This window comes from thiotrophic endosymbiont of Bathymodiolus puteoserpentis (Logatchev) (assembly GCF_900127505.1).
In the GTDB taxonomy this organism is placed as follows: Bacteria; Pseudomonadota; Gammaproteobacteria; order PS1; family Pseudothioglobaceae; genus Thiodubiliella.
In genome coordinates, this window is the sequence record NZ_UEXF01000073.1 from 140,371 (window position 1) to 154,559 (window position 14,189).

13 protein-coding genes and 1 tRNA gene are annotated in these 14,189 nt (G+C 40.1%); 1 reads left to right on the forward strand and 13 read right to left on the reverse strand.

Going from position 1 to position 14,189, the window contains the following annotated elements; translation table 11 throughout:
- The first annotated feature begins 2 nt into the window (after window positions 1-2).
- Window positions 3-767 (forward strand): BON domain-containing protein, encoded by a 765-nt coding sequence (locus BHECKSOX2_RS09480; RefSeq protein ID WP_139683368.1) that lies wholly within the window; start codon window positions 3-5, stop codon window positions 765-767.
- Here BHECKSOX2_RS09480 and rnhB read toward each other — a convergent pair.
- The 13 genes from rnhB to BHECKSOX2_RS09545 form a co-directional block, all read right to left on the reverse strand.
- A complete protein-coding gene (gene rnhB, locus BHECKSOX2_RS09485) occupies window positions 712-1,272 on the reverse strand; it encodes a ribonuclease HII (protein WP_139683369.1) in 561 nt (186 codons plus the stop codon). The genes BHECKSOX2_RS09480 and rnhB overlap by 56 nt on opposite strands.
- The gene (locus BHECKSOX2_RS09490) at window positions 1,269-2,588 is read right to left on the reverse strand and encodes a Fic family protein (RefSeq protein ID WP_139683370.1); all 1,320 of its coding nucleotides are present in this window, start codon (window positions 2,586-2,588) and stop codon (window positions 1,269-1,271) included. Before BHECKSOX2_RS09490 ends, rnhB begins: the two co-directional genes overlap by 4 nt.
- A 196-nt stretch (window positions 2,589-2,784) precedes the next feature.
- Entirely contained in the window at window positions 2,785-4,050 is a 1,266-nt protein-coding gene (purD, locus tag BHECKSOX2_RS09495) for a phosphoribosylamine--glycine ligase (RefSeq protein WP_139683371.1), read from the reverse strand.
- A complete protein-coding gene (locus BHECKSOX2_RS09500; RefSeq protein ID WP_139683372.1) occupies window positions 4,047-4,673 on the reverse strand; it encodes a hypothetical protein in 627 nt (208 codons plus the stop codon). Before BHECKSOX2_RS09500 ends, purD begins: the two co-directional genes overlap by 4 nt.
- A complete protein-coding gene (gene truB / locus BHECKSOX2_RS09505; protein WP_139683373.1) occupies window positions 4,670-5,572 on the reverse strand; it encodes a tRNA pseudouridine(55) synthase TruB in 903 nt (300 codons plus the stop codon). Before truB ends, BHECKSOX2_RS09500 begins: the two co-directional genes overlap by 4 nt.
- Window positions 5,559-6,347 (reverse strand): hypothetical protein, encoded by a 789-nt coding sequence (locus tag BHECKSOX2_RS09510; protein ID WP_139683374.1) that lies wholly within the window; start codon window positions 6,345-6,347, stop codon window positions 5,559-5,561. Before BHECKSOX2_RS09510 ends, truB begins: the two co-directional genes overlap by 14 nt.
- A 4-nt stretch (window positions 6,348-6,351) precedes the next feature.
- Window positions 6,352-6,603: a hypothetical protein gene (locus tag BHECKSOX2_RS09515; protein WP_180323746.1), complete on the reverse strand. Its 252-nt coding sequence runs from the start codon at window positions 6,601-6,603 to the stop codon at window positions 6,352-6,354.
- A gap of 57 nt (window positions 6,604-6,660) precedes the next feature.
- Window positions 6,661-6,999 (reverse strand): 30S ribosome-binding factor RbfA, encoded by a 339-nt coding sequence (gene rbfA / locus BHECKSOX2_RS09520; RefSeq protein WP_139683376.1) that lies wholly within the window; start codon window positions 6,997-6,999, stop codon window positions 6,661-6,663.
- A 15-nt stretch (window positions 7,000-7,014) separates the two neighbouring features.
- Window positions 7,015-9,429: a translation initiation factor IF-2 gene (gene infB / locus BHECKSOX2_RS09525; protein ID WP_139683377.1), complete on the reverse strand. Its 2,415-nt coding sequence runs from the start codon at window positions 9,427-9,429 to the stop codon at window positions 7,015-7,017.
- Between the two features lie 50 nt (window positions 9,430-9,479).
- Window positions 9,480-10,955, reverse strand: coding sequence for a transcription termination factor NusA (gene nusA, locus BHECKSOX2_RS09530; protein ID WP_090717286.1), 1,476 nt, complete (start codon window positions 10,953-10,955; stop codon window positions 9,480-9,482).
- Between the two features lie 21 nt (window positions 10,956-10,976).
- Entirely contained in the window at window positions 10,977-11,438 is a 462-nt protein-coding gene (rimP, locus tag BHECKSOX2_RS09535; protein WP_139683378.1) for a ribosome maturation factor RimP, read from the reverse strand.
- A gap of 54 nt (window positions 11,439-11,492) precedes the next feature.
- Window positions 11,493-11,569, reverse strand: a tRNA-Met gene (locus tag BHECKSOX2_RS09540).
- A 599-nt stretch (window positions 11,570-12,168) separates the two neighbouring features.
- On the reverse strand, window positions 12,169-14,189 hold a 2,021-nt coding region (locus BHECKSOX2_RS09545), incomplete at its 5' end, for an inverse autotransporter beta domain-containing protein (protein WP_180323747.1).

Consider the following 14,189-nt stretch of genomic DNA (forward strand, 5'->3'; position numbering starts at 1 on the left):
TTATGAAAAAAATTATTCTACCTGCCATAATAATAACCAGCACACTATTTTTAAACGGTTGTCTTCTTTCATCAGCAGTTAGTACGGCCTTTGTGGCTTCTAACGACAGACGCACTGCTGGTGAAATCCTTGATGACAACAGTATATTACTTAGTCTGCATGCTGGGAACACCAAAGAAGAAAATGAAAAGACAAAAGATGCGCATTTAAATTATATGGTTTATGACACAGAAGTGTTAGTAACAGGCGAGGTACCTAATGAGGGCATACGCAACTATGTTGAGACGCGGATACCACTCAAAGATTTTAAGATTAGCAGGGTTATTAATGAGCTACGCGTTGCGCCAAATAGTGGGATATTAAGCAGAGCTAAAGACTCAACAATTACTGCGCAAGTTGAGCTACTTTTCCTTAATCAAGATGTTTTTAACCCAATACATGTCAAAGTTATGACTGAAAATCGCAGTGTTTATTTAATGGGAAAAGTAACCTTGCGTGAGGCCAATAAAGCTACCAAAGTCGCATCTAAAGCAAATGGCGTACAACGCGTTGTTAAATTATTCCGCTACTTAAAAACTCGCCCAGCTGCTGAAATTCAACGCGAAAAAGAGAAAGAACTACAGGCAGAGAAAGACGCTAGGGCTGCAAAAGAGCTTGAAATTCTTAAAGCTAAAAGAGCAGAACTGCGTCGTCAAATAAGGGCATTAGACCCTAAAAGTGGGACAGATTTTTCACTGGAGCAAATGAATAACGATGTTGATTTTTAATCGCACCAAACTTCTCTAAAGCACTCAAATGTTGTTTTGTGCCGTACCCTTTGTGTTTGGCAAAACCATATTCAGGATAACATTCGTCCAACGCTACCATCTGCCTATCACGACTTACCTTTGCAATAATCGAGGCCGCTGAAATCACAGGCTCAATCAAATCACCTTTAACAATCGCGGTGCAATTATTCAGATTTGGACAACAATTACCATCGACCAATACTTGGTCAAATTGCATATTGAGAGCCTCGACTGCTCGTTTCATTGCCAGCATCGTGGCTTGCAAAATGTTAATTTTATCAATTTCACTTACGCTTGACTCGCCTAACGCCCATTGGCATTCTTTAGTAATTTGCGCATATAGGATTTCGCGCTTTTTCTCGCTGAGTTTCTTAGAATCGGTTAGTCCAGGCAAATAAAAATCATCTGGCAGTATCACCGCACCAGCCACCACATTACCCACTAAGCAGCCTCGGCCTACCTCATCAACACCAACAATAATCATTGGTACTCTTTAATGCGTTGCTCTAGATCGTTTGGCGCAATAAAAATAAAGACACGCCCACGCTTAGATTGTTGCAAAAGTCCTAATTTTGCCAACCTTTCTAAATCCAGTTTAGCGGTTACATAAGCAATATTTTGAGATATCTTATGCCCTTCAATGGTATAAACCGCACCTGGATGTTTGATAGCATGTTGAATAATCATCGCTTGGCGTGAGTTGAGTTTGCCGTCTGCTAAATAAGCACTTAGTAAATCTAGTGCATTACTTTGTTCATTTTGTTTTTTATCCACATAGTCAAACAGTCCATGAATAGCCTGATGGATGAATTTTAGTTGGTTATTAATAAAATAAGTCAAGTCAAACTCATCACTTTCAACCATTAAAAATGACTCACCGTACTGGCTTTGTGCTTTTTTAATATAGGTTGATAGTGTAATATATTGAAATAGCCAATAATTGTTTTTTAGTGCCACCCAGTAAAACAAAGCGCGTGCGGTGCGTCCATTGCCATCGACAAAAGGGTGGTCATACGCCAAAGCAAAATGCACAATAATCGCTCTGATAATGGGATGAACAAAAGAATTCAGCATATTGCCATTGGCGAAATCACACAGAACCTTCATTCTATCGGGCAATGATTGGTGTTCTGGGGGGCTGTGCAAGACATTACCTGTGAGATTGTCAACCACATTAATATCATCATCTCGCCTAAACCTACCTTCATCATCAGGATTGTCTATGGTGTTATCAGTAACAATTTTATGCAATTCTAGTATTAACTCGGGTGTTAAATCATCGTGCTTGTATTTATCAATAAAATTAATCGCTTGATAGTTGTTATAAATCATGCGTTGCGAATAATCCTCAGGCTCTTTATTGTGCCTTAACATATCACGCGCAACTTTTCTAGTGGTTGCTGCCCCCTCAAGTTGAGACGAGCTAATTGCCTCATCCATCAATGAACGAATGATATATTTCTTCTTATCTTTTCCAATGTTTTCGGCTTCGATAGAACCGCGCATCTGGGTGTCTATTTCGTGGATATTCTTTTGAATATCATCTGTCAAAATATAAGAAAACTCTTCAGTAAAAGGCAATAACTTTTGTTGCCCTCTGCGAGAAAATTTCAAAAAATGCCAATACTGTTCAATACTATCAAATTTATCAGGGGTTTTTAAGTGTCTAATTTTATCCCAGTGCAAATAACGCCTTTTTTCATCGACTGTAGCTGGCATCATGCCGGATTGGACCTTCTCAACGACTAATTTAAGCAACTCTTCTGTAGCTGGCAATCTAGGTGGTGCTACAATTTTCATAATAAGCAATTATTTGAAATAAAAGCATATTATAACACTAACTATCAACTTTTAAAAAACCGATAGTTAATTATTTGTAATGACACTTATTATTGATTAAACAGGGATTATTGAACTTTTTATACTGATAGTTAGTGTAAATATAAGCATATATTATTTCGAACTATCGGTTTTTAACTCAACTTAAAAAAATCTGTCAAATTGCTTTGAAACCAATATCTGTGCGGTAATAGGCGCTTGGCCAATTAATTTCTTTTAGTAATGCATAAGCATTTGCCTGCGCATCTTTGGTGTCTGTACCAAGTGCGGTGGCACACAACACGCGCCCACCGCTTGAAACAACATTATCACCATCGCTCTTAGTGCCCGCATGAAATACTTTTGCTGATTCATTGTCTACTGGTAAGCCAATTATCTCATTTGAAGGGTGGGCATCTGGGTAACCATTTGCTGCCAAAACCACGCCCATTGCTGAACGAGCGTCCCATTCAATATTCGCTTGGTCTAATTTTTGTTGTGTGGCTAATAAACATAATTGCGCCAAATTGGATTTAAGGCGCATCATAATTGGTTGCGTTTCTGGGTCACCAAAACGACAATTATATTCCAATACTTTGGATTTGCCATTGCTGTTAATCATCAAGCCTGCGTATAGAAATCCAGTGTAAGTATTACCTTCAGCTGCCATACCCTCTACTGTTGGGCGAATGACGCTGTCCATTACATCTTGAAAAATTTCATCCGTCACAATCGGTGCTGGCGAATAAGCACCCATACCGCCTGTATTTGGACCTTTGTCGCCATTGTCTCTGGCTTTGTGATCTTGTGAAGTTGCCATTGGCAAAATATTTTTACCGTCAACCATCACAATAAAGCTGGCTTCCTCTCCACTCAAAAACTCTTCAACCACCACACGCGATCCTGCTTTACCAAAACGATTGTCTTCAAGCATATCATGAATAGCATCGGTTGCTTCTTGTTGAGTATTAGCGATAATCACACCCTTGCCTGCGGCCAAACCATCGGCTTTAATCACAATCGGTACACCTTTTTCCTTGACATATTCTACTGCCAGGTCTACTTCGGTAAAAACACCATAAAAGGCGGTTGGAATATTATTTCTGTCAAGAAAGTCCTTACAAAATGCCTTTGAACCTTCCAATTGTGACGCTGCCTGAGTTGGGCCAAACACGCTCAAGCCCTGCGCTTGAAATGCATCCACTACACCCATCACGAGTGGCGCTTCAGGGCCTACGATGGTAATATCAATATTGTTACTCTTGGCAAAATCAATCAGCGCACTGATGTCTTGGACGCCAATATCAACATTTGTAAGCTTGTCTTCTAATTCTGTACCCGCATTACCCGGTGCAACAAACACTTCTTCAACGCTGTCAAATTTAGCACACTGCCAAGCCAATGCATGCTCACGACCGCCACTACCAATTACCAATACTTTCATATATATTCCTCAATAAATTCTTTAAACTTCTTGTGTGACATAATCTGAGTGCCATCACAATTAAACGACATTGACACCGTTGAATTAAACAAATTAATAGTCACTGAACGCAAATAATAACCCTCAAGATGTCGCAACTTGATAAGATTTTTTAAAATAAAACGCAGATCATTAATATTGGTTAATTTTTGCATGCTTTGATTACGCTCATGCAAAGATTGCTGCCACTGCAAAGAAAGCATACCAAACACTTCATCATTTTCAAGCATCTTATAAATGCGTTTAATCAATTGACTTTTTTTCTTTAAAGGGATTTTGTTGAAATGAAAATCCACATAATCAGAATTAAGCAAATCATCTGCCAAATGCACTTCGGTATTAAATGGGTCAAACACACTTGACACACGCACCTCAGCATTATTAAGCCCAATGACCAAGCGATAAACACCTGTATCAAGTAATAAATCTAACCAAACTTGTGAGAGTTGCTCCAGATTTTCATCCACACTGTTAAACGCTCGCTCACGATTATAAACACTCTCACGCAGGCTTTTATCACCTTTGATAGAATGCATCAAATTGTTATTAAAATAATAACCAACAAGTGCGTCTTTCTTCTTCATATGAATAATCGTTTAGGTTGTAAATAGCCGCATTCTATCTGTCCGATACCTAGAAAAACGGCATTTTCATCAAACATTTTAACCAAACTATCGACTTGATTTTCAATTTTAATCTTTCTGCCATAACGAATATCAATACCTTGCTGTTGGTTAACACTAACGCTGTGAATATTTGGCAATAAATCTTCACTTTTAAAAATTTTAGCATCCAATGCTGTAAAGTCATCACTTGCCAAGGCCTCCAATTCAGCAAACTTAAGGGTTTGTGCAATATCCACATGTGCAAAACCTATGCGTCTGAGCTCGATAACATGTGCACCACAACCTAATTTATCACCGATATCAGCAATCAATGAGCGAATATAAGTGCCTTTTGAGCACGACACTTCTAAACTGATGATGCCGTTTTCATAGCCCAAAAAATCAAGTTTATAAATAGTGACTAAGCGTGCTTTGCGTTCAATTTCAATACCTTGTCTAGCAAGTTTGTATAAAGGCTGCCCATCTTTTTTAAGCGCTGAATACATCGGTGGCACTTGCTCAATATCACCTTGGAAACTTAGTGCAACTGCTTTCACTTGCACCTCATCAAGTTGCTTAAAATCTTTTGTCTCAGTGATTTCACCTTCACAATCCAGTGTATCTGTTATTTGCCCTAACTGCCCACGCACAAAATAACGCTTATTATCATTAAGCAAAAATCCTGCGACCTTAGTGGCTTGTCCTAAGCAAATCGGTAATATGCCACTAGCAAGTGGATCTAATGCGCCTGTATGTCCTGCTTTTTTAGCAAAGAATAAGCGTTTGACTTTTTGTAATGCAGCATTGGAACTCAGCCCTGTGTCTTTATCAAGCAAGACAATGCCGTTAATTTCTCTGCCTTTTTTATTTTTTGCCAAGGGATGGAAGGTTAGAAGCTTTATCTAAATTAAGCGAATACTCAACTTTTGTTGTAGGATCACGAAAATAATCAGTTAACGACCCTTGAAATAATAACCCAACAGGCGTTAATATCGTAAGCACTATTGCAAACCAATAACTATTTTTTGTTATTTTGGCACTCTGTTCTTGTATATGCTTTTCTACATCGTTCTCTAATTTATTATTATGATTTCTTAATTGTTCATTTTCATCTATAACTTTTTGTAATTCTTGTTCTTGTGTATCAGAGGAAATTGACGCTGCCAATGATAACTCCTCTAACAGATTTAAACTCTCAATTAACTGCGACTGAATGCTATCATAGTATTCAACTCTAGTCTGAACCTTAAAACGCTCAGTCTGGATTTTGATCAATATTTTTTTTAATTTTTCAGCAATATTTGTGCGCTTTTCTGAATTCTCAACATAGACTAAGGATGTTACAAATCTATCATTAAGTGTTAGAATAAATAAATCAAGTGTGTCATAATAAGCGCGCTTACAATGCTTATATGCTTCTATAACATCCTCTTGTTTGTCGCTTTTTAGAATATGGTGTGCAGCATAACGCAATTGGTTAATAGCCTGTTGGGATGTAACTTCCAAAGAAAGATTTGCGGTTGTCCGAATGAGTTTTTCTGTTTCAAAAAACCACACTTTAACATCTTCAATTGTTATATTAGAATCAGAATCTTGGTTAAAGTCTTGAATGCTTGCTTTCATTTCTCGCTCAAGCAAACTAATAATATCCACTATGTTATTGAGATATTAACAAGGCTTTGGCGTGTAGCTCATCACTACTAAGTCTGTGATAGGAATTTTTGTTGTTATTGTCCACCTGAACACAACCCTTGCTTTTGCAATCAACAAGGCTACTAGAAAACGGTTTTCCGACTCTAGCATCTGCATTGTTATGTATTTTTGTTATTTCTGGATTACAATAAAATTTGGAGTAGCCCATCTTCTCTTTTAAATAAGCCTTTATCGACATATTTTCATCTCTTTGCACCGAAAATATTATTAATTATACTTAATAAACATGTGGTGTCTGCATCAATATTCCTCTCTAAAGCTTAGCAAGTAAATCATCAATTCTCGCACCCGTGTTTGGTGCTGAATCATAAATAAACTTGAGTTCTGGCGTGTGTCGTAGGTCTAGTGTCTTTGAAAGACGAGAACGGAAAAAACCACTGGCTTTTTTTAACAAAGGCACAACAGCCTCTTTTTGTTCTTCAGGTACGGTGTAAAAAACCCTGGCACTGCTCAAATCACGGCTGGCGAGAACATCGGTAATGCCCACTGCTTGCAATCTTGCATCTTTGGTTTCTTGTCTTAGCAACATGACTAATTCCCGACGAATCAACTCGTTAATCCTTTCAACTCTATAGGAGGGCTGCTCTGCCATTAATTAAAAATGAGTCTATAAAGTACGAGCACTTTCAACACGCTCAAAAACTTCAATTTGGTCGCCTGCTTCAACATCATAACCCACAACACCAATACCACATTCAGTGCCTGATTTAACTTCTTTAACGCTGTCTTTAAAGCGTCTTAGAGATTCTAATTCACCTTCAAAGACAACCACATTATCACGCAATACACGGATTGGCGAGTCTTTTTTAACCACACCTTCTTCAACCATACAACCCGCAATATCACCCAATTTTTGCGACCTAAATACTTCTTTCACATTGGCAATACCGATAATATTTTCACTAAGCTCAGGGCTAAGCAGTCCGCTCATAATGGCTTTAACATCATCAATTAGATTATAGATAATTGAATAATATTCAATGCGTACACCTTCTTCGTCTGCTGTTTTACGCGCCATAGCATCGGCACGCACATTAAAGCCAAGCACCAAAGCATCAGAAGTAGCTGCTAAGTTAATATCGGTGTTGTTAATACCACCCACACCACTAGAGACCACCTTGACTCTCACTTCATCTGTTGATAGCTCTTCTAAGGCCTCAACCAACGCTTGCGCCGAGCCACGAACATCAGATTTTAAAAGTACATTAACCGTTGATATGTCGCCTTCTTCCATCTTCTGTAAGAAGTTATCCATCTTCGAAGCTTGTTGTTTTTGCAACTCGGCTTCGCGATCACGCGCCTTTCTAAAGTCAGCTACTTCACGCGCTTTACGCTCAGATTCTACCACTAAAACTTCATCACCTGAGTCCGGCACACCTGACAAACCAAGCACTTCAACTGGCGTTGAGGGCGTTGCTTCTTTTAAAATTTCCCCTTGATCGTTAACAATTTGCTTAACCTTGCCATATTCCAAACCGGCAATCATAATATCGCCTTTCTTTAAGGTGCCTGATTGTACAAGAATAGTCGTTACCTTGCCACGGCCTTTTTCAAGGCGTGCTTCTAATACTCTGCCTTGTGCTGGACCTTTGGTAACTGCTGAAAATTCTGAGATCTCAGCAGTAAGCGTAATAGCATCTAATAGCGCATCAATGCCTTCACCCGTATGTGCGGATACACCTACCATCATCACATCTCCACCCCATTCTTCTGAGATAACATCATGTGATGAAAGCTCTTGCTTAACCTTGTCAAGATTAGCGCCTTCTTTATCAATTTTATTGATTGCTACAATAATGGGTGCTTTGGCGTTTTTTGCGTGTTTGATTGACTCAATCGTTTGTGGCATAACGCCATCATCTGCTGCCACCACTAAGATAACAATGTCAGTGGTGCTAGCACCACGAGAGCGCATTTTCGAAAACGCTGCGTGCCCTGGTGTGTCAACAAAAGTAATCTTACCGTCTTTTGCATGTACTTGATAAGCACCAATGTGCTGAGTAATACCACCCGCTTCACCATCGGCAACTTTTGCCTTGCGAATATAATCTAATAGGGATGTCTTGCCATGGTCAACATGACCCATAATTGTGACTACTGGCGGTCTGGCACTTTCATTGCCACTTGCTTTTGATTTTTCGATTAATTTGTCTTCAATGGTTTCTTCTTTACTAACAACGCCTGTGTGCCCCATTTCTTCTACTACTAAAAGCGCGGTATCTTGGTCAATAACATCGTTGAGTGTGGCCATCACGCCCATGCCCATCAATACTTTTAGCACCTCTCCCGCTTTGGTGGCCATCTTTTGTGCCAAATCACTAACCTTGATATTATCAGGTATAGAGACTTCGTGAACCACTTTTTCAATTGGCTTTTGAAAGCCATGCTGTGCTTGCTCTTCTTGGATTTTTTGGCTAAGGCGCGTTCTGTCTTTCTTTTTCAGTTTTCTACTTGGGTTCTTCTTAGCAACATGTAACTGCTTACGCCCATCTGTACCTGATGTATTACGCAAACGCTTTGGTTTTTTCGACTTATCATCACTATTTGCATCACCCGTTTTTTTAGTATTTTCTGTTTGTTGTTTTGCTTGCTCTTGCTGTTTCTTTAAGTCCTCTGCTTCCTCTTTTTGCAAACGCGTCATTTCTTGACGCTTAGCATCTTGTGCTAATAACTTCTCATCTGCTTCACGACCGGCCTCTAATGCCTCTAGCGCCTCTTTTGCTTTTAATACTGCCACATCATCTTGCACGGATGTTATAGGTGCTTTTACAGAACGCTTTTTCTTAACCTGAATCTTGACACCACCTGCACTATCGCTAGACTGAGTACTGGGTTTGCGCGACACTGAAATACTAGATTTAGCCGGCCCACGCTTAGATAAGCCCGCCATCAAAATTTTGCGCTCATCACCTGAAATCTCAGAATTAGCAGTCTTGCCTTCAATGCCAGCATTTACCAGAATCTCAATAACTTCATCCGGAGTTTTTTTCAGTGCTGTAGATAATGATTGAACTGTAGCCATATGTTTTACCTATTTATATAATTTTTTAACAAAAGTCTTTTTTTTTTTGCTTATTTAAACCAACCTTCGTTTTCTCTCGCTGTCATGATAATTGCTGATGCCACTTCCTTATCTAGCCTTTGAATATCTAATAATTCATCAATTGATAATTCCGCTAAGTCATCCACTGTAGCAATTTCCGCCTCAATCAGTGCTTGTGCTAAGTCTTCATCAACACCTTCAACACTGGTTAATACTTCAGAAGATTCTGCATCACCTAAAGCCTGTACAAGTTGTGCATCAGAAGCGCGTTCTTGTAATTCTTCAACCATTGTTGCATCAAACTCTTCAACTGCCTCTAAACTAGCGGCATCTGCATCTGCAATATCATCAATACTGGCAAAGCCTTCGTCAATTAAAACACCTGCCACTTCAGAATCAACGCCTAATTGCTCAGCTAATTTTTCGCTAATCTTTTGATTTTCTTCGGTTTGTTTATTGTCAGATTCACTCACTGACATTACATTTAACTTCCAATTAGTCAAGCGTGATGCCAATTTAATATTTTGACCGCCACGACCAATAGCCAATGCTAACTGGTCTTCTTCAACGGCAATATCCATTGAGTTTTTGTCTTCATCAACCACAATTGAGCTGACTTCTGCTGGCGCCATTGCGTTAATCACATATTGTGCAGGGTCTTCATCCCACAAAATAACATCCACACGCTCACCGTTTAATTCATTTGACACCGCCTGCACGCGTGAACCACGCATACCGATACAAGAGCCAATTGGATCTAGGCGCTTGTCTTTTGCTTTAACCGCTAACTTTGCACGCAAACCAGGGTCGCGACTAACGCCCATAATCTCAATCACGCCCTCAGAAATCTCTGGCACTTCCATCTCAAACAACTCAATCATCATCTCAGGTGCAGTTCGACTCAAGAAAATTTGCGCCCCACGAGGGCTTGATTTTACTTCTTTAATATAGGCCCTTAGGCGGTCGTTCTTACGAATTGATTCATTTGGGATTAAATCAAACTTAGGGATCATGCCATCAACACCACCCATATCAACATGGGCATTGCCTCTGTCAATGCGCTTAACAGTGACCATAACAACCTCACCCATACGCTGAGTGTAATCCTCAACAATCACTTCTCTTTCTGCTTCACGAACTTTTTGGATAATGACTTGTTTGACAATTTGTGCAGCAATACGGCCAAAGGCTTCGGTTTCTATTGCCTCACGCACAAAATCTTCAACTGCCACGCCATTTGCATCTTTTGCATGAATGTGTAATTCTGAGTCAAACGCAGTGCCGTCATCGTCAACAAAATTTTCACCATCTTCAATAACCATCCACTGTCTGAAAGTAGAAAATTCACCGGTTTTTCTATCAATCTCAACATGAGCATCAATATTATTGTTCTTTTTGGTTGCCGCTGCTAACGCTTCCTCTAAGGCTTCAAACACGCACTCTTTGGTAATGTTTTTCTCGTTAGAGATCGCTTCAACCATTAAAAATAAATCTTTACTTTCCATCTTTTCTCCTAAAATAGGCGACTAAAAATGCGCCACCAAATTTGCCTTCTCAATCAACTCAATATCCAGCTTATAGCTGCCTGTGTCTGTCATCAACTCAATGCTATTGTTAGCCTCGCTCACACTGCCAATAGCGCCATTAAACTTCCTTTGTCCATTAACCGACCTTAATAATCTTAACTTAACATCGTGTCCTAAAAAACGCTGATAATGTTCAATATTAAATAACGGTCTTTCAACACCTGGCGATGACACTTCCAGATTGTATTGTGTCATAATCGGGTCCTCCACATCAAAAATACTACTTAATTGATGCGATACTGTTTCACAATCGTTAAGCCCAATGCCTTGGTCTGAGTCAATATAGACTCTCAAGATACTGTGCTTACCGCTGGCAATATATTCAATACCCACCAGCTCATAACCCATATTTTCAATCACTGGCTGAATCAATGCTTCAATTTTATCTGTAATTTTTGCCATATTTAAAATAAACCCTTAACAAAAACCCCCCTAAAAAGGGGGGTCGTAATCATTTGGTAGCGGGGACAGGATTTGAACCTATGACCTTCGGGTTATGAGCCCGACGAGCTACCGAACTGCTCCACCCCGCACTAAAAGAGACAATTTTACGCACTTATGTTGTAAATGTCCACTAAAAATACAAATTAATTCAATAAACCAGCAAAAATTGCCGTATCTTCACCACTAAAGACCCTTTGTAATCAGACAGAGTTGATACAAAAAACAGCATGATATTCTGTTCAATACCCCCCCTATTCTCATTCTTAATACAACGAAAACTAAAGCCGTTAGCACGATTTTGGACGAGTCTTGTATCGTTATGCTTAAAGATACAAAACCTTTATCACTCAATAATTGCAAATCTTTACTCATTCGCAGAAACAATCTTAGGGTTTCCACGCGCTTTGTTCGGCGTTTTCAATATGGGCAATTCTAGCTGATTTTTTACTTTTGTTGGGTTTGTACACACCAATCAGCAAATCTAAACTACTTTGCTTCATTTTCTCACCTAAGCTAAATTGATATTTTCTTGCTTTTAAGCATTACGCTTGTGTTTGCGCATCGTAATACGCCAAATGCTGTTATTGGCGTGTCATGCTACAACGATATTGACTTAACGCAAAACGCATACAATCAAGGTTTAAACCATGTAGCGTTCAGTGCATTTTTCCATCAGCCACCAATTATTCTATATTCTGTCCCTAACGCAACGAACGCTCAGACCAAGAGTACGTTGAGCGTCTCCGATGGTCAAACCAGCTGTAACACCTTGCTTTTTTATGATGCTAAACTTACGACTACGCCCCTGCTGCCCCGTCGTAGTATTGCGAACCCACAAGGCGACATCAGCGTCTTTATTTTTAAAGGCACTACTCGCCGATGAATCGCGGAAACCAGCAGCTGGGATTCTTAAGAAGCTGGATGCGGCGTCGCTGACACTATATACAGCACTATTCGCTTTCTTTAGCTCTTTCTTTAGCTCTGCCTCAGTTGGAACGCTAAAGCCTGCAGGGCAAATGTCATTTTTACCGCCATCTGCCCAAGCGGCTATTCTAAGTGCACCACTACTATCAGCTGTAGTCCAATCCGCCCAGCCGTAAATAAAATGACCTTGTCCTGAAACAATACCACTTGATTGAGTTTGTGTGCCCGATGATGTAGATGATGAATGTCCATCTTTTGCTCGTCCCCATTGATAATAATCACCATAAGCTGCACTGTCAGTACCTGAATCGGCAACTTTTGTTGCACCGAGATTTCTATCAAGCCATACTCTGCCTGTCTTGGGTGAGGTGACCATTTCATAAGTTAGTCCATTAAATACTATTGGGGTGCGTGTTTTAATACAACGAACGCTAAATTTGAAACCAGAAGTGATGCTGTTGCTGGTAGAGAATTCCCTATTGCTGGAGGCGATGGTCAAATAACGACCCTCTCCGCTAACAGTAGTCTTAGTCCACAAGAAGACGACATCGCCAGCCAAGTTGTCAGATGTCTTGCCACCGCCCGCAGCTGGCAACTTAAGGAAGCTAGAAAGGGCTGTTGTAGGAGTACTAATCGGAGTAGGGACGATGGTCTCTGCCGCCAACTCTCCCTCAGTTGGTACGCCAAAGCCTGCTGGGCAGATGTCGTTATTGCCACTAATGTCACTAAATGGGTAATGATCTCCATAAGCAGCGCTGTCATCCTTTTTAGTAGCTACTTGTATTGCGCCGAGATTTCTATCAAGCCATACTCTGCCTGTGTCAGGTGAGGCGACCAGTTTGTAAGTTAGTCCTTTAAACGATATTCCTCCTTCTCCCCTTTCAATCATTATTTTATTACTACGCTCTACCCAAGCAAGTGCGCCTAAGTCCATTTTGCGACTGTCTTTAAAGGCTTTGCTGGCAATGGCAAAATTGGTGAATTTTTGTTTGTTGCCCAGTGGTAGTTTGACAGTGAGTTTGCCGTAGCTTTTGGCATCCATAGTGTTGTTGTTTTCTTGACCTAGCTCAAAACTTACCGAAGGTGTGATCTCAATATCCACACCCAGAATATTACCCTTAATGTCTGGACCTGTTTTAGTGTCCCAGTAATAATAAGTGCCTTTGATTTTTGCCCAAGGTAAGTAAGGGGCTTGACCGCTAAGCTTGACATCATAACCTGACCTACCCCTCTCTTTTATACTGTTGACTAATTTTTCGTCTGAAAATACATGGTATTTATTGATATTGGCACTAAAGTTAGCACGCTGGTATTCCAAACCAAGGCTTAAGCGTTTGTGCTTGGACTTGGACTCATAGTCGGTAAACACATTAATACCTGCGATGGCCATGTCGTTTTCTACCAATAGACGATGACCAACGCCTAAGTTAACTGTAGTGCGGCGACTATCAATACTTTTGCCAGAAGCGATGCTAGCTTGAATGAAAGTTAATGCTTTGCTATTGGCATCAAGCTCAGATATCGGCTGAATGGTTCTGAGGCTGTAATTTAGTTTTTTTGAGCTCAGTCCACCAATACTTACCTCGCTACGACCTGCACCAAATGCGTTTAAAAATGTATTGGCTTTGTTGTTCACAAAACCTTCGGTTTTGTTAATGGCTTGGTTTTTAATGTCTGTGGCAACCTTCTTGCCCAGTTGGTTGGTATTGCCTGAGTTGGTAGAACCTAGGGCGGCGCGAGTTGTGCCTGCGACTTCTTTGAGTAAAGTGGTGGCTTGGTTGTCAT